Origin of the sequence: Paraburkholderia sp. J7, assembly GCF_905220155.1 — a bacterium.
Taxonomy (GTDB): Bacteria; Pseudomonadota; Gammaproteobacteria; order Burkholderiales; family Burkholderiaceae; genus Paraburkholderia.
The window spans coordinates 20,003-36,572 of sequence record NZ_CAJMYZ010000002.1; the positions used below are offsets into that span (position 1 = coordinate 20,003).

Sequence of the window (16,570 nt, forward strand, 5' to 3'; positions counted from 1 at the left end):
AATGATGGGTTTATACCGCATGCCGCGCGCGGCTTTGTATCTCACTGTATCGGCGCCGGGGCAGGACACAATACATTGCAGGCCGGTTCATTTCAGCGCGTTTGCGGCTTGCGCTGCGGCGCGGCATCGGCCGGGTCGGCCCATTCGCGCACGGCCTGCGCAAAGAGGCGCAGCGCCGCGGGCGGATGCCGATTGGCCGGATAGTAAAGGCAGAGCCCCGAAAACACCGGCCCCCACTCGGGCAGCAAGTGGACGAGCCGGCCGGCGGCCACATGCTCGGCCACGAGCGATTCCGGCACCCAGGCCACGCCGACCCCGGCGAGCGCGGCCTCGACCATCAGGTTCAGATTGCCGAGCGTGAGCGGCCCGTCCACGTCGATGCTGGCGCTCTTGCCGCGGTGCGCGAAATCCCAGCGGAACAGCGCGCCGCTCTCGAAACGAAAGCGGATGCAGCGGTGCTGCTCCAGGTCGTGCGGCGCGCGCGGCGGCGCATGCTGCGCCAGATACTCAGGCGAGGCCACCGCGCCAAAACGCATGTCCTGCGTGAAGCGAATGGCGATCATGTCGCGCGGCACGTCTTCGAGCACGCGCACGCCGGCGTCGAATCCGCCGGCCACGATGTCCACGAGCCGCGAGTCGACCACGAACTCCACGCGTATGTCCGGATAGCGGGCGAGGAACGCCGGCAACACATGTCGAATGAGCGGGCGCGCCCCCGATTCCGAAGCGCTGATGCGGATCGACCCCGAAGGCCGGTTGCTCGCGGACGTGACGTCGTTCACGGCGTCTTCGAGATCGGCCATGGCGGGCCGCACGCGGTTGAGCAACTGCTCCCCCGCCTCGGTCAGCGCCACAGAGCGCGTGGTGCGGTTCAGGAGACGCACGCCGAGTTTCGCCTCCAGGTTGCGCACGGTGTGGCTGAGCGCGGACGGCGAGACGCCCAGCACACGCGCCGCGCCGCTGAAGCTGCGTTGCTCGGCGATCGTCACGAAAGCCGTCAGTTCGGATAAGCCGGTGCGCACCATTTGTGAATTTTCCTCAGTACCCCATGCAAGTCTAGCGGGATTGTTGAGCGGCATGCAGCAACCTACACTCGATCGGGTAGAAGGCGGCTCGCGCGTGAACACGGGGGCCGTCCGTCCAATCGCTTTCAAGGAGCAAGACATGCAAAAGCGCACACTCGGCAAGAACGGCCTCGAAGTCTCCGCGTTGGGCCTCGGCTGCATGGGGCTCAGCTTCGGCTATGGGCCCGCCACCGAAAAGGCGGACGCGATCCGCCTGATCCGCACGGCGTTCGAGCGCGGCGTCACGTTCTTCGACACGGCCGAAGTCTACGGCCCCTTCGTCAACGAAGCGCTCGTGGGCGAAGCGCTTGCGCCGATTCGCGACCAGGTGGTGATCGCGACGAAGTTCGGCTTTCAGGACGGCGACTCGAAAAAGCCCATGGACAGCCGGCCCGAGCGCATCCGCGCGGTGGCCGAAGCGTCGCTCAAACGCCTGAAGACCGACCGCATCGACCTCTTCTACCAGCACCGCGTCGATCCGAACGTGCCCATGGAAGACGTGGCGGGCACGGTCAAGGATCTGATCCGCGAAGGCAAGGTGAAGCACTTCGGCCTTTCCGAAGCGGGCGAGCAGTCCATTCGCCGCGCCCACGCCGTGCAGCCCGTAGCCGCGCTGCAAAGCGAATATTCGCTCTGGTGGCGCGAGCCGGAGCACAAGGTGATGCCGGTCCTGGAGGAGCTGGGCATTGGCTTCGTGCCGTTCAGCCCGCTCGGCAAGGGCTTTCTGACCGGCGCGATCGATGAGCGCACGTCATTCGATCAAAGCGACTTCCGCACGATTGTGCCGCGCTTTTCGGAGGAGAATCGCAAGGCCAATGCCGGTCTCGTCGACGTGCTGGGCCGCATTGCCGAGGGCAAAGGCGCCACGCGCGCGCAGATCGCGCTGGCCTGGCTGCTCGCGCAGAAGCCGTGGATCGTGCCGATTCCTGGCACCACGAAGCTTTCGCGGCTCGACGAGAACATGGGCGCGGCCAGTCTCGAGTTGAGCGCAGGCGATCTCGCCGCCATCGAAGCGGCGCTCAAGGCGATCCAGGTGGTGGGCGACCGGTATCCGGCGCAGATGCAGCAGCGGGTGGACCGCTAGGTTCGCGCGCGCGGCCCGCTCATACCCACAACCGGTACATCCAGAACGACTCGTCCTCGACATAGCGCTGCGCGAAGTCGGTGGGCGAGAAGCCGGTCATGCGGCGGGTCGTGCGGCTCAGGTGCGCCTGATCCGCGAAGCCTTCGTCGTGGGCGAACGCTGCCCAGTCGAAGGACTGACCGTTGGCGAGGCGCTCCGTTGCCGCGAAATACGCGCCCTCGGCCTTCACGAGCGAGTGCCACTCGCGCAGCGAACGCCCGCTGTAAGCCTTGATGCGCCGCTCCACCTGCCGCACGCTATGCGTGCGCCCCCATTCGCGCGCCTGCCAGGCAAGACGCCCCACCCAGCGGCGGCCCGCCTGGCGCAGCGTGGCAACGGAGGAGCGCTGGCCGCGAACAGCTTGCCAGCGTGGCGCGAGATGTGTTTCGAGCGCCGCGAGCATCTGCGCATCATCGGCAGTGCAAAGCAACGCGTCGAGGAGCGCGAGCCACTCGCGGCCCAGCGTTTCGCGCGCGCACAGAAAGCGGTCGTGGACCGCAGCCAGATCGAGATCGAACAAGGCCTTCGCTGCGTCGGCGTTGAAGCACACCATGCCGCCGAAGCCCGCGGTGGGCGCCCAACTCGTGGTGGGCTGCGACTGGCTGCCCGAGAGCGTGATCGCCGTGCCGAAGGGCCGCCACAGCGGCCCGTTCGCGGTCGATTCCACGAGCCCGGCATCCAGGTCCCGATACCACGAGAGGCACACGAGCGGCGAGGCCGGGAAATGCGAGAGGCGTTGCGCGTCGCTCAGGTCGAAGCCGCGCGTGTCGCGGCAGGCCACGGCCACAATGGCATCCGCCAACGCCGCAGGCGGCGGATAGAGCCGCGCGTGAGGACGCTCGGCGCCGCGCAAGACGCGCGGGCCGCGTGCCCAACGGTCGGGGCAAGCAATCGAGCTGGAAGGCGTAGCGGTGGACATGACCGCGCAGTATAGGCGAGCGCTGCAAGAGCGTCGATGTCGTTTGCGTTCAAGACGCGCGGCGGCCGTTGGTGTGCAATGCGTGGCATGAAAACGCCATCGACCGCTCAATGTCCGTTCCACGCGAAACGCGACGGGACGCCGCCTTCGCCCCCGCCCACCGGCGCATGGCCGCCCGGCCCGCCAGCTGGCCTGACCGGCTGGGGCCTGTTGCGCCGCATGTCCCGCGACCTGCTCGGCACGCTCGGCGAGTGGCAGCGCAGCTACGGCGATGTCGTGCATGTGCGCACCTTCCCCGAGCACGCGGTCATGGTGGCCGACCCACAGCTTGCGCGCGACCTGCTGGTCACGCATCACGACGCGCTGGTCCGCTGGGAACGCGGCACGAGCATATTCGCGCAGCTACACGGCCACAGCGTGCTGACATCCGAAGGCGATGCATGGCGCGTCAAACGTCATGCGATGCAACCCGGCTTCGCGCCGAAGACCGTGCAGGCCTTCGTACCGGGCGTGGCGGCGGCAACGGCGGCCGCGCTCGCGCAGTGGCCGCAGCAGTACGCGCGCTGGCCGGTGGAAAACGCGCTGACCTCGCTGACCATGGACGTGATCTTGCGGATGATGTTCTCCGCGCAAATCGGCGCGCAGGCTCGCGAGGCCGAAGACGCCGTGCGGGTGGCGAGCGAAGCCGCCAATGCCGAATTCTATTGGCCCGCCAGCGCACCCGACTGGATGCCCTGGAAACGCGCGAAGCGGCGGGCCATATGCGTGCTGAAGGGTCTCATCGAGCAGCATCTGCAAGCACGCCTTGCGCTCTCCGCTAGCGCGTGGCCCGACGACCTGCTCTCGCGTCTCTTGCATCTTCATCGCGAAGACGCGGCTACATGGCCGCTCCAGGCGGTGCGCGACGAATGCATGACCACCTTTCTCGCGGGTCACGAGACGACTGCGGCCACGCTCACGTGGTGGGCATGGTGCATGGCCTCGAACCCATCGGCGCAAGCGGCCGCGCGTGCGGAGGTGAGCGAGGTGCTGCAAGGCCGCGCGCCGGGCGCCGATGTCCGCACCGCGCTGCCGTGGGTGACGCAAACCCTCGAGGAAACGCTGCGCCTCTACCCGGCCGCGCCGGTGCTAATCAGCCGTCGCGCGCTGCGCGAGGTGGAACTCGGTGCGTGGCGGTTTCCGGCGCGCACGCTGTTCATGCTGCCCGTGCAGTTGATGCAGCACGACGCGCGCTGGTTCGCCGACCCGTCCGCATTCAAGCCCGAGCGCTTCGCCCGCGAAGCCGCGCCCGCCCAGCGCGGCGCGTGGTCGCCGTTCGGCATGGGTCCGCGTGTGTGCCTGGGGCAGCATCTGGCGATGACCGAGATGACGGTGATCGCGGCGATGCTGTTGCAGCGCTACACGCTCGCGGTGCCGGACGGCATGGCGGCCCCGCGTCCCGCGCTCAACGTGACGCTAAGGCCGCAGGCGCCACTGCATCTGGCGCTCGCACCGGCTTAGCCTTGGCGCTTCGCCGGGATCACTGCGCCCCGGCCAACGCCAGCGCATCCGCACCCGCGACGATGCGAGCCGGAGCCGCCGCATCGGTCGCCGCGCGCCAGACCGCCTCGGCCACGTCCTGCGAGCGCGTGATCGCGGTGGACTGCGCCCACTGTTCGAACACGCGCTGTCCCAGCTCGACATAAGGCTCGGGAATGCTGCCCTCCATGCGTTGCTGCGCGTTCTCGCCGAAGCGCGTGTCGGGCGCGCGGCCCGGCAGCACAACGCACGCGCGCACATTGAACGGCGCGAGTTCGTGCGCCAGCGACTCCGTGAACGCGTTGACCGCCGCCTTGCTCGCTGAATACACGGCGAGCAGCGGCAACGCGCGCAGCGTCACGCTCGACGTGACGTTCACGACGACACCGCCCTTACGCTGCCGAAACTGCGGCAGAACCGCCTGCGTGAGCGCGATGGTGCCGAGCGTATTCGTCTCGAACACGTCGCGCGCGGTCTCCATCGACATGCCTTCGAGCGCGCCCAGCACGCCGATGCCCGCGTTGTTGACGAGCACGTCGATCGGCCCGGCCGCCTCCACGGCCTCGCGTATGCTCTGCGCCTGCGTGACATCGAGCGCGAGCACGCGCAGGCGCGGCGACCGCGGCAGCACGTCCTCGCGCGGCGTGCGCATCGTCGCGACGACGTTCCAGTCGCGGTCGAGAAAGTAGCGGGCGATTTCGAGGCCGAAACCGGACGAGCATCCAGTGATCAAGACGGTTTTCATCAACGCTCCTGCAGGTGGGTTGGCAGTACCGAGACGATAAGCCTCCGTCGCCGGACTTGCTACAATCAAACGTCCACGTTTCATTTGCAGGAGTCCGGTCATGATCGACCCGCTTGCGGAAGTGGTCGCGCTGCTCCAGCCGGGCGCCTCGATCTCGAAAAGGGTGAGCGGCGCCGGCGCCTGGCGTATCCGGCGCACGGATGCCGGGCAGCCCTTTTACTGCGCGATTCTCGAAGGTTCATGCCGCCTCGAGGTGGATGGCCAGGCGCCGCTCACGCTCGAACCCGACGATTTCGTCCTGATTCCGGAGGCCCACGGCTTCGCGATGTCGAGCCTCGACCCGGCGACGACGCAGACCACCGACACCACCCCCGTCGCGCAGCTCAGCGGCGAATACCGGCTTGGCGACCTGAGCGGCCCGCCCAATGTGCAGATGCTCGTGGGTTACTGCGTGTTCGGCTCGCCCGATGCGGCCTTGCTCGTCTCGCTGCTGCCGCAGCGCATTCATGTTCGCGGCGAAAAGCGCCTCGCCACACTCGTACAACTCGTGCGCGACGAGTCGCGTGCGCAGCGGCCCGCGCGCGAGGTCGTCCTCGCGCGCCTGCTGGAGGTGCTGCTGATCGAAGCGCTGCGCTCGACGGGGGACGCGTCGGCTACGCCGGGCCTGCTGCGTGGTCTCGGCGACGCGCGCCTTGCGCCTGCGCTGCGGCGCATGCACGAAAGCCCCACCGTGCCCTGGACCGTCGCTCAGCTCGCTAAGGAAGCGGCGCTGTCGCGCTCGGCGTTTTTCGAGCGCTTCCGGCGAGCCGTGGGTGTCGCGCCGATGGAGTATCTGCTCGGCTGGCGCATGGCGATCGCGAGAAACCTGCTGCGCCGCGAAGCGCAGGGCGTGGCAGAAGTTGCGCTGCGTGTTGGCTACAGTTCGGCCAGCACATTCAGCGTGGCGTTCACGCGGCATGTGGGCGTGCCGCCTGCGCAATACGCACGGGAGCAGGCGGCGGGGTGAGGGCGCTCAGTGCGAAATGCTCTCCAGCGACTTGCCCAGCGTGCGCGGCCCCATCAGGCCGATGGCGACCATCACGAGCGCCATCGCGCCCGCGATGAAAACGAACACGCCAGTCACGCCGAACTCCTTGAGCGTGAACGCGATAACGAAGGAACTGAACACGGCCGAAAGCCGGCTCCACGAATACACGAAGCCCACGGCGCGCGCGCGGATGGCCGTGGGGTAAAGCTCCTGCTGATACGTGTGATAGGTGAACGAGATTATGTTGCCGGCGAGCGTCAACAGCACGCCAAGCGTGACGATCGCCACCGCCGCCGACGCCTGGCTGAACAACAAGCCGCTCACGATATTGATCGCCGCCATGCCGACGATCACATGCTTGCGCTCGAAACGGTCGGCAATCCAGTAGCCGAGCAGCGGACCCAGCGGTGCAGCGAGCCCGATCACCGTGGTGTACATGAGGCTCGACGTGACCGTGATGCCTTGCTTCACGAGCAGCGTGGGCACCCAGTTTGCGAAGCCATAAAAGCCCACCGTCTGGAAAACATGGAAGACGATGAGCATGACAGTGCGCTTGCCGTACGGCGGCTTCCACATGTCCGCGAATCCCGCCTTTCGCGGCACCGGGTCGGCGGGTCCTGGGGCAGGGAGCGGCGCTCCGTATTGCCGCGCCACCTTCTCTTCGAGATCCGCCAGCACCGCAGCGGCTTCTTCGGTGCGGCCTTTGCCCGCGAGCCAGCGCGGACTCTCGGGCAAATTGCGCCGGAAGTACCAGACAAAGAGCGCGCTAATGCCGCCAAGCAGCACGACCCAGCGCCATCCGTCGAGTCCCAGCAGCGCACGCGGCACGAGCAGCCACGAAAGAAACGCCACGACAGGCACGGCCGAAAAGCCGATCGCCTGGCACACCGCAAACGCTCTGCCGCGCAAATGTTTCGGCGCAAGCTCGGACAGGTACGTGCCGATGGTCACCAGTTCGACGCCTATGCCCACGCCCGAAACGAAGCGCCAGAAGTTCAAGCCGCTCGCCGTATCCTGGAAGGCCATGACCGTGTTCGCCGCGACATACCACAGCAGCGACCACGTGAAGATGGCGCGCCGGCCAAAGCGGTCCGCGAGAAAGCCACACGCGGCCGTGCCAATAAAGAGCCCGCAAAACAGCGCGGCGATAAAGCTCGCCACGCCCGAGGTGCCGAAAAGGCCCGGTGTGGTCGAAGTGAGAATGCCGCTTTTGACGAGACCCGGCGCAACGTAGCCTGTGAAGAGCAGATCGTACAGTTCGAAGAAGAACCCGAGGCTCAGCAACAGGATCAGCTTCCATACCGCGCGCGTGGCTGGAAGCCTGTCGAGACGGGCCGATATCGAGCCGTACTGCATGCTGCCGTCGGCCAGCGCGTTCGCATCGCCGGGGGTTCCATGGTCAGCGGCGCGCAAGCTCGCCGTGCCCTCCAGAATGGCCATGTTTTGTCTCCAATGTAGTCATTCGAATGAATTGTTCTTGACGCTGCGCTCACGGATACCGCGCTTTCAGCTCGTCAAACGAAGCGATCTCCCCCGCAAGCGCGCTCGCCACGACCGTCGGCGGGCTCGCGAGCCAGACGCGGCCAGGACCCGAGCGTCCCGGAAAATTACGGTTGATCGCGCTGATCGTAACCTGGCCCGCGTCGACAGAGGCGCCAGGTCCGCAATTCGCGCACGCGCCGCATGAGGGTTGCAGGAGAACCGCGCCCGCCTGTTCGAAAGCCTCGATGTAGCCGCGCTGCACGCAATAGTCGCGCACGTCGGACGTGCCGAATTGCAGATAGAGCTTCACATCGGCGGGCACGCGTATGCCGCGCGCCGCCGCCCACGCCAGCACTTCGTGGTAGCGGTCGAAGTCTTCGCGCTTGCCCGCCGTACACGAGCCGCCGTAGGCGATGTCGACGCGCGGCCGCGCTTCGAGGTCATGCAGCGCAATGCCGTTGCCGGGGTCGCCCGGCGCGGCGAGCATGGGCGAGAGGCGCGTGCAGTCGATGTCGATCACTTCGGCGTAGGGCGCGCCGGGGTCACTGCACATCCACGGCTCGATGGCGAACTCGATGCCGCGACGCTCCCGCAGAAAGCGCACGGTTTCTTCATCGGGCGCGACGATGCCCGTGAAGCCGCCCAGCTCCGCTGTCATGTTCGTGAGGGTCGTGCGCTCGTCGGTGCTCAACTGCGCGATCGCGGAACCCGCGAACTCGAACACTTTTCCTACGCCCGCGCCGGCGCGGATTCCTGGTTGCGCGAGCAGGTGCAGCACAAGGTCTTTTGCCGTCACGCCGGCGGGAATCGGGCCGTGGAAATTCACGCGCAAGGACTGCGGCACGGTCATGCGGACCGCGCCCGTCACGAACGCATTCGCCATGTCGGTCGTGCCCACGCCAAACGCGAGACACCCGAGCGCGCCGCTGTGCGGCGTATGCGAATCGGTCCCTGCCACGACCTGCCCCGGCAGCGCGTAACGCTCGGCCATCATCGCGTGGGAAATGCCTTCTGAGCCTTCTTGTATGCCGCTTTCGAGTTCGCTCAAATAGCCGTGATTGCGCACCCCATAGTCGTGCGCGAATTGACGGTGTGCAGCCGAAAGCTCGCGTACGTCAGGCAGCAGGCCGTTACGCACATGCAGCTCGCTCTTGTGCGAATAGGAAAGGTGATCTTCGAACGCGAGCAGGGTTTCGGGCTCATGCAGTGAAAGCGGCTTGCCGAACGTGGCATGCAGCATGTGCGTGGCCATCCCCGTGTAGTACTCGTGGATGAAGCGCCAGTCTGCGCGAACGAAAACGCCCGCGCCCGGCGCGAGCGATTCGCCCGTGTGCTCCGTGCGTAACACATGCCGCTCGAGGATTTTCTGCGCGAACGTACGCGGCGCGTGATTGACGGACCGCGGAACAGTCTCGATCTGCCGCATGTATTGCGCGCCGTATTTCAACAGCCCGCCGCTGCGCAGAATCGACGCCGCAAGGCCGTCGCGGGAGGCGACCAGCTCCTCGATGTCGATCGGCTCGCCGCGCCGGATGCGCTCGATCAGGCCGAAATCCGTCGACGTGAACAAGCCGATGTTGTCCGCGTTCTGACGATAGATGCGCTCGAAGCTGCGCGCGATGACGAGCCGGATGCCCGCACGGTATTCCGCCAGCGGGCTGTGCTCGCGCGATGAGCCCTTGCCATAGCGACTCCCTGCCACGGTCACGCTGAAGCCGCCGTTTCGTACGGAATCCATACCAATTGGATTGCGCCCGCCGGCCTGAAAGCCGACGTAGGGCACGCGGCCAAGACGGTCGTCGAAGCGCGTGAGCACGCTCATGGGCGTGATCTCGTCGGTCGAAACGTCGTCTCTCAACGCGTCGGGCGTGACGCCGTCCAGATCGGCGCCTCGCATGTCTGCATGCAATTGCCGCTCGACCCGTTCCGGGTCGTTGCAAAGAAACAGCACGCGGCCAGTCAATTTCGGTGTTGCCATCCATTTTCTCCTTGAGAGGAAATCTAGACGGCAGCAAGCGGCGCAATGAAGTGCTCGATCGGCAAAGGGGGCATCGCCGTTCGCGATGTCCTCGTTAACCCTCGCGCTGGACGAGCGTATCGATCAAGGCCTGCACGGCCCTCAGGCGCGGCGACTTGCGCAACGCGTGCAAGCGCAGGCTGCGGCTCGTCGCCCACGGCTCATCGAGCGGCCGGCGCACGAACCCCTGCGAGCCCGCGAAGGCAGACGCCGCGCTGGTCGGGACGATGCCGATGCCAAGCCCGGCCTCGACCATGCGGCACTGCGCGTCGAAGCTGTTGACCGTCACCGGAATCTTGAGCGGCACGCGCGCAGCGGCGGCGCGCTCCTTGAGCATCTGGTCGAGCGAGCCGCCCGCCTGCAGCGCCACGAGCGGAAAACGCAGTACGTCGTGGAACGTGAGCGCCTGCATGGCGGCCAGTTCGTGTTCGGGCGGAAGCACGACCATGAGCGGGTCATTGGCGAAGTGCCACGAATCGAGCGCACCGGGAATCCTGCCGTTCGCGGAGATCCCCACGTCGGCGCGATCTTCCATGCAGGCCCGCACGACCTCGTCGCTGATCTGTTCGGTCAGGGCGATTTGCACGAGCGGATAGCGCGCCTGAAAGACCTTGAGCCGCTCCGGCAGAAAGCCGACGATCGCGGACGCGTTCGCGAACAGGCGCACGACGCCCGCCACCTCGCCGCTGAGCGACTGGACTTCGCGCGCGAGCGACTGCAACTGGTCGAGCAGCGCCGCCGCGCGAGAAAACGCGTGACGGCCCGCCTCGGTCAATTCGACGCCCGCAGGAGAACGGATGAGCAGAGGCAGCCCCATTGCCGCTTCCAGATCCGCCATGCGGCGGCTGAGTGCCGAAGGCGCAATGTGATTGCGGCTGGCCGCCCGCGCAATGGAACCTTCCTCCACGACCGAGATGAACAGCTCGAGGCTATAGGGATCGATTCGCATGCCCGCAATCATATCAGCAGAGTCAATTAAATTCCGACCCGATTTAAATCAGAAAGGCATTTAAAAGGGAGATATAGACAAAAGAATGAATGACATCTGCGCTCTTCAGATCGCCCCATAGTTGCCGATATAGCCGGAAATAGCGGGTGAAACACGCGATCGATGCAGCAAGCATTACCGTCTTCTTTTGAGGTAATTCATACCTTGCTATTGGCGGAAATTCACTAAGTTTCGGTAATTGAAACTGATGTGAATTCGTGTGACATTTTGTTACGTCTGATTTTCACATGTCAGGGGGAATTATCGGTAACATCCGCCGCGCGTCTGACTTCAAGCAGTGACTTAATACTTCTTCGTCCGAAAATATTGCGCACGTCTCCCCTCCTCCAGGGATCCAGCGCAGGGCCGAAATTCCCGACGGGCAGCCGTAGCGAGGGCGCAATATTTACCCCCGCGAAAGCAAAGGACAGATACGCACGTTCGCGCTGTAGCGCGAGCCGCGCGGCGCACGTAGCGGGCGCAGGGCTCATCGAGCCGTTGTGCGGCGTCTGCCAAAACTCATTCTTCAGACCTTAGCCAGCCTCTGAGCGCGCAGCGCGCGCCGTCGCCGGCTGGGCGTCGCTTTGTCTTTTTCGAGCACGATGAAACTCTTTTATCTCTTGCTGTCCTCGTCGCTATTCCTCGCGGCGTGCGGCGGCGGCGGTTCCGGAAGCTCCGGCGATGCAACCAATGCCTCGGCCACGTCGCAAAACTCGAGTGGCGCCAATGGCGGCAGCAACGCGGCCGCAGCGAATGCGGGCACGACCGCGCTCAAGCCCGGGACGATGACCTGCGGCTCCGCCTCGACTTCGAGCGCGAGTTCCGGCAGCGCGCTCGTTTCAGCCGATACGCCGACCACGCAAAGCGGCCGCATCTTCGCCTCGGCCACAGCGTTCCCTGTTGCCTTGACGACCAACGCGCCCGCCGCCGACACGCTGATCTGGTCGATCGCCGACCAGTTCGGCAACGTGGCCGCGAGTGGCCGCCTGCCCGTGACGGCAGGCCCCCTGACGACCACGCTCTCCTGCTCGTCCACGCTCGCGGGCTACTTCGCCGTGTCGGCCACGCTCGCCAACGCCGGCGGTCAGCTGCCCTCGCTCGGCACCCGGCCCGCGGGCACCGCGACCTTCGGTGTGCTGCCCAATCTGGCCAACATCGTGCCGACGGTCACGTATGCGCGTCAGGACCTGCATCGCTTCGGCATGCAAGGCGAGGACGACAACACCTCCGTGCTCTCCTCGCTCGGCATCTCGTGGACGTACGACCATCGCGAGCTGTACAACATGGAGCCGAACGGCCCCAACACCTTCAACCCGAACGCCAATAACCTCGATCCGTTCTACACCACGGGCCAGGTGATGCGGCTCGTGCGTCTGGACGGCATTCCCGCGTGGGCGAGCCCCACGGGCGCGTTCGAGGACGAAGCGCTTGCGCCTTCCGATCTCTCGTACTACCAGAACTACATGGCCCGGATCGGCACGGAGTCGAACCTCATTCGGACGACTTATTTTCCGAACCAGTCGGCCAACTATTACCAGCTCACCTGGGAACCGGACGCGCAATGGCAAGGCACGAACGCGCAGTTCGTGCAGCTGTATCAGACCGTTTATCAGGGCATCCATTCGACTGACCCGCATGCTGTCGTGATGGGTCCGACCGATACGGCGCCCTCCGGCACCGCCAGCCAGCTCAAGACGCTCGCGCCACTCGGCTACGCGCAGTACATCGACGGCGTGACGACGCACGGCTACTACGACATCAACGGCACCTCGCCTTCGTACCCGCCGGAACGTCTCGCGACCGATCCCGCCAACGCATCCGGCTCGCTGATCGGGCAAATGCGCGCGCTGCGCAGCGAAATGGCCGCCGACTACAAGCCGGGCATGAAGCTGTTCAGCACGGAGCTGGGCATCAGCTATGACAACGGCTCGTCGTACGGCGCCAACTATCCGAGCGCCAACATCCTGTACGCACAAGGCGCACTGGTGGCGCGCAGCCACGTGATCATTCTGGGCGAAGGCGCCGATCAAACCTGGATCTTCTATGGCGCGGACTTCCCGGGCCTCGTGGGCTATGGCACGTTCTTCGATCTCGCCGACGCCCAGGGCCAGTACGGCGCGCAGAACATCAGCCCCAAGCCGGCGGCGATGGCTGTCGCGGCGATGACGCGCATTCTCGACGGCACCAACACGCTCGGCCCGGTGAACGGCACGCCTTCGGGTGTCTACGCCTATGCGTTCCAGCAGCTGAACAACGGCGCGGTCATCACCGCGCTCTGGACGCACAACAACAGCGTGTGGAGCGCGAGCAGCGGCTACAGCTCGACCTATAGCGTGGCCTATACCCTCGCAGTGGATGCGCCCGGCACGAGCGGCACGGTCACCGTGCTCGACGAGATGGGCAATCCGACAACGATGGGCTACACCAATGGCCAGCTCTCGCTGAATCTGACTGAATCACCGGTGTACGTGGTTTCGCAGAATGCCTCGGTGGCGAGCGCCAATGCGACGCTTCCGACGGGCTACGTGGCGAACTGAGCGAACTGCGCGGCCACCTGACCGCGCGAAAAGCGGCACCCCGAAGCGCCCGGCCCGCGGACACGGTTCCGCGGGCCGGGCGCTTCGTCCGTTTACCGTCGACAGGCTTGCTCCCCGTGAACCGCACATCGTTGCGGTTGGCAACGAATCGAAATATACGCGAGAATATAGCGCTACCGCCCCGGTCCCCTCCTCAATGGGCGGCAAGACAACTGGAGCGACATCAGGTGAACACTGGCAGCAAGGAAGCGGTGGGAGAAAAATTCTCGGCCGACGCCATGGAGCACGCACGCGTGATGACCTGGAAGGCAATCGAGCAGATTGCGGCGGCCATCCGGCCCGGCATGCGCGAATCGGAAGCCACGGCGCAAAGCAAGGCCATCCTCGAAGCGCTGGGCATGGACCGCATCTGGCATCCCGTGCTGATCCGCTTTGGCGAGAACACGCTGCGCATCTTCAAGGAGCGCTCCGAAGGCGACCCCGTTCTGGGCGCGGACGACATCTTCTTCATCGACCTTGGCGTCGTGTGGAACCAGCATGAAGGCGACGCGGGCGCAACCTTCGTCACCGGCGGCGACCTGGAAATGCGGCGCTGCGCGCGCGACGTCAAGATCATCTACGACGAGGTGGCCATCCACTGGCGCAGCACGGGCTGCAGCGGCAAGGCGCTCTACGAATTCGCCGCGGAACGCGCGAGCGCCTATGGCTGGCGCCTGAACGTCGATATCAAGGGCCATCGCGTGAGCGACTTTCCGCACGCCATTTACCGGGCCGGCGACCTCGGCGACTTCGAAACGGTGCCGGCCGCCGGCTTGTGGATCCTCGAAATACAGATCGCACATCCCACGCGTGCGTTCGGCGCGTTCTACGAGGACCTGCTCGCTTAGCGCCACACGCTACGCGCGAAGCAATCAGGCTGACGACGTCTGCGCCTCATAGCTGCGCTGAGCGCGGTCGTCCTGCAACACGCGCCGCCCCGTGCGCGTGAGCAGCACGAGCACGATGGCCAGCAGACTCGTGCCGAACAGATAGCCCGGCGGAATGAATCTGGCGTCCGTGAATCGCGCCACGACCGAGATATAAAAAGGCGCCAGCCCGCCGAACAGCATCACCGCCGTGTTGTATGCGATCGCCACGCCCGTGGAGCGGCCTTGCACCGTAAAGATCTTCACGAGCATGCCGGGGTGGGCGGCGCCTTGCAGCGTCAGGAACAGCATGCCGACGACCTGCACGAACATCAGCCTGTTCTCGCTCGGCTGGGCGAGCAGGTACCAGAAGAGCGGAAAGACACACACCATCCACCCCGCAATAAATAAGCAGAACAGACGATAGGCGCCAATGCGGTCGGCGAGCATGCCGAACACGGGTGAAAGGATCGACATCACGAGGCTCGTCACGAACACGCCGCGCAGCGTCGAGCCCAGCGAAAGATGCAGCTGGAACTGCGCATAGTTCGGCAAATAGGCATTCCACACGTAATTGAGCGAGGTGCCCGCGATCATCACGCCCATCGCGCACACGAGCGCATCGCCGTTTTCGCGCACGAACTGGCGCGCCCGCACGAGCGTGGGTGCCTGCGCGGCGGGGCGCGCCTGCATGCGCTGAAAGTCGTCCGACTCGCCAATATGATGCCGCAGATAGAAGCCGATGGGCCCGACGAGCGCGCCGACCAGGAACGGCACGCGCCATCCCCACGCAGCGAGCGCGTCGTGCGAAAGATGACTCGTCAACAGGTAGCTGCAGCCTGAGGACAGCATGGCCGCCACGCCGAGCGAGACCATGTTGAAGCTGCCGTAGAACATCTTCTTGCCCGGCGGCGCCACCTCGTAGATCGTGACCGACGAAAGCGCGAACTGCGCGCCCACCGCAAAGCCCTGCACGAGGCGGCCGATCACCACCAGAATGGGCGCTGCGAGCCCGAGCGTGGCATAGCCCGGCGTCAGCGCCAGCAGCAGCGAGGCCACGGACATCGCCACCATGATCCACGAGAGCGCCTTCACGCGCCCCGCGCGGTCCGCGTACATGCCCATCACCACGCCGCCTATCGGCCGCACGAGAAAGCCGACCGCGAACGTTGCGAACGTCAGCAGCAAGGACTCGCCGCGATTCACGCCGGCGAAAAACGTCCGCGCGATCAAGCTCGAAAAATAGGCATATACCGCGAAGTCGAACCATTCGAACGTGCCGCCCGCCACAGTCGTGATGATGACTTTGCGGATCTTTCTGGCTTCGCTGACCGTTTCCATCGGCTTAGGCTCCCGTGCGCATCGCGCGCAGGCTTTGCGCGAAGAAGTCCTGGACCACCTCGACCACCTGCAGGCCGCTGTGGGCGATGTTCTCGAGTTCGTCGAAGCGTACGTCGATACCGGCCGCCTCGAACGATGCCTTGAGCGCTCTAAGGCGCTCCGGGCGCGTTCTGCCCGCATCGTTGATGCCCGGCAGGTACATCGGGCTGTCGCCGCGCACGGTGATTTCCCACGTTTCGAGGTCCGCGCGGCCCACCACCATCTGCACCGGCACCCGGCGCAGCGCGGCGAGATCGAAAGGCTTGCCGAAGTGCCGCTCGAAGCCGCCCACGCCCAGCCACCAGTCCTTCGACGCGTCCAGCAGCGTGACGTTGCCCGGCGCGCCGATGGTGGCCGCCCACAAGCGTTCGGGGTGAACATACGCGAAACGGTTGACGAACTGGCCGCCGCCCGAGTAGCCGAACAAGGCGAACTTCTCAAAGTGCTTGCCGTAACGTTCGCCGACTTCGCTCACCATGTCGAGCAGAACGTTATCGTAGTGGATGTCGCCTTCCACGAGGCGCTTGAAGCCGCTGCGATCGCCGTCGCCGCGCACGCCCACCGGAAAGAGCGGACAGAGCACGATGCAGCGGTTCCAGCGGCCGAAGCCCGCAAATGCATCGCGGTACTGAATGAATTGCCGGCCGGTGCCGTGCATCACGACAACCAGCTCGACGTCGTTGCCAGGCGCAATCACTTCGGGCGGCACGTAAAGCGTGTAGGGGAACCGCGCATCGTGCCGGCTCGCGTACACCGTGGTCGAGCCCAGGTCATAGAGCGCTTCGGCTTTCGCTTTGTCCACCGTAAGCGGCCTTTCTGCAACTTCGGACATCGGTCTCTCCTCCCAATTCGTTTCGCGTATGGC

The 16,570-nt window shown here is 65.5% G+C and carries 13 protein-coding genes; 5 read left to right on the top strand and 8 right to left on the bottom strand.

The genetic code is table 11. From position 1 onward, the window contains the following. Positions 1-92: 92 nt before the first annotated feature. Positions 93-1,025, bottom strand: coding sequence for a LysR family transcriptional regulator (locus U5A58_RS03230; protein ID WP_321960261.1), 933 nt, complete (start codon positions 1,023-1,025; stop codon positions 93-95). Between the two features lie 139 nt (positions 1,026-1,164). Between U5A58_RS03230 and U5A58_RS03235 the strand changes: the two genes are divergently transcribed. Then, on the top strand, positions 1,165-2,148 hold the full coding sequence (locus U5A58_RS03235) for an aldo/keto reductase (RefSeq protein ID WP_321945573.1): 984 nt from the start codon (positions 1,165-1,167) through the stop codon (positions 2,146-2,148). A 19-nt stretch (positions 2,149-2,167) separates the two neighbouring features. On the opposite strand, the gene U5A58_RS03240 is transcribed toward U5A58_RS03235, so the two are convergent. Then, entirely contained in the window at positions 2,168-3,106 is a 939-nt protein-coding gene (locus tag U5A58_RS03240) for a helix-turn-helix domain-containing protein (RefSeq protein ID WP_321960262.1), read from the bottom strand. Between the two features lie 87 nt (positions 3,107-3,193). On the opposite strand from U5A58_RS03240, the gene U5A58_RS03245 reads away from it, so the two are divergent. Further along, positions 3,194-4,606, top strand: a complete 1,413-nt coding sequence (locus U5A58_RS03245; protein WP_321960263.1) for a cytochrome P450 — start codon at positions 3,194-3,196, stop codon at positions 4,604-4,606. 19 nt (positions 4,607-4,625) lie between these two features. Here the strand turns inward: U5A58_RS03245 and U5A58_RS03250 are convergent, their stop codons facing one another. Beyond that, positions 4,626-5,369 carry an SDR family oxidoreductase gene (locus U5A58_RS03250; RefSeq protein WP_321960264.1) on the bottom strand — a complete coding sequence of 248 codons (744 nt, stop codon included), beginning with the start codon at positions 5,367-5,369 and terminating at the stop codon, positions 4,626-4,628. A gap of 100 nt (positions 5,370-5,469) precedes the next feature. On the opposite strand from U5A58_RS03250, the gene U5A58_RS03255 reads away from it, so the two are divergent. Further along, positions 5,470-6,375: an AraC family transcriptional regulator gene (locus tag U5A58_RS03255; protein ID WP_321960265.1), complete on the top strand. Its 906-nt coding sequence runs from the start codon at positions 5,470-5,472 to the stop codon at positions 6,373-6,375. A 6-nt stretch (positions 6,376-6,381) separates the two neighbouring features. Here U5A58_RS03255 and U5A58_RS03260 read toward each other — a convergent pair whose 3' ends face one another. From U5A58_RS03260 to U5A58_RS03270, 3 genes are all read right to left on the bottom strand, one after another. After that, a complete protein-coding gene (locus U5A58_RS03260; protein WP_321960266.1) occupies positions 6,382-7,836 on the bottom strand; it encodes an MFS transporter in 1,455 nt (484 codons plus the stop codon). Positions 7,837-7,885: 49 nt separating this feature from the next. After that, positions 7,886-9,856 carry an aconitase family protein gene (locus U5A58_RS03265; protein WP_321960267.1) on the bottom strand — a complete coding sequence of 657 codons (1,971 nt, stop codon included), beginning with the start codon at positions 9,854-9,856 and terminating at the stop codon, positions 7,886-7,888. Positions 9,857-9,950: 94 nt separating this feature from the next. Next, entirely contained in the window at positions 9,951-10,844 is an 894-nt protein-coding gene (locus tag U5A58_RS03270) for a LysR family transcriptional regulator (RefSeq protein ID WP_321960268.1), read from the bottom strand. A gap of 641 nt (positions 10,845-11,485) precedes the next feature. Here U5A58_RS03270 and U5A58_RS03275 point away from each other — a divergent pair. Both U5A58_RS03275 and U5A58_RS03280 read left to right on the top strand, forming a co-directional pair. Beyond that, complete coding sequence (locus tag U5A58_RS03275; protein ID WP_321960269.1) at positions 11,486-13,420, top strand: hypothetical protein; 1,935 nt, start codon at positions 11,486-11,488, stop codon at positions 13,418-13,420. Between the two features lie 227 nt (positions 13,421-13,647). Beyond that, positions 13,648-14,307 carry a M24 family metallopeptidase gene (locus tag U5A58_RS03280; RefSeq protein WP_321960270.1) on the top strand — a complete coding sequence of 220 codons (660 nt, stop codon included), beginning with the start codon at positions 13,648-13,650 and terminating at the stop codon, positions 14,305-14,307. A 24-nt stretch (positions 14,308-14,331) separates the two neighbouring features. Here U5A58_RS03280 and U5A58_RS03285 read toward each other — a convergent pair whose 3' ends face one another. Both U5A58_RS03285 and U5A58_RS03290 read right to left on the bottom strand, forming a co-directional pair. Further along, positions 14,332-15,666, bottom strand: a complete 1,335-nt coding sequence (locus U5A58_RS03285) for an MFS transporter (RefSeq protein WP_321960271.1) — start codon at positions 15,664-15,666, stop codon at positions 14,332-14,334. Between the two features lie 4 nt (positions 15,667-15,670). Then, entirely contained in the window at positions 15,671-16,537 is an 867-nt protein-coding gene (locus U5A58_RS03290; protein WP_415774159.1) for an alpha/beta hydrolase, read from the bottom strand. Positions 16,538-16,570: the final 33 nt, after the last annotated feature.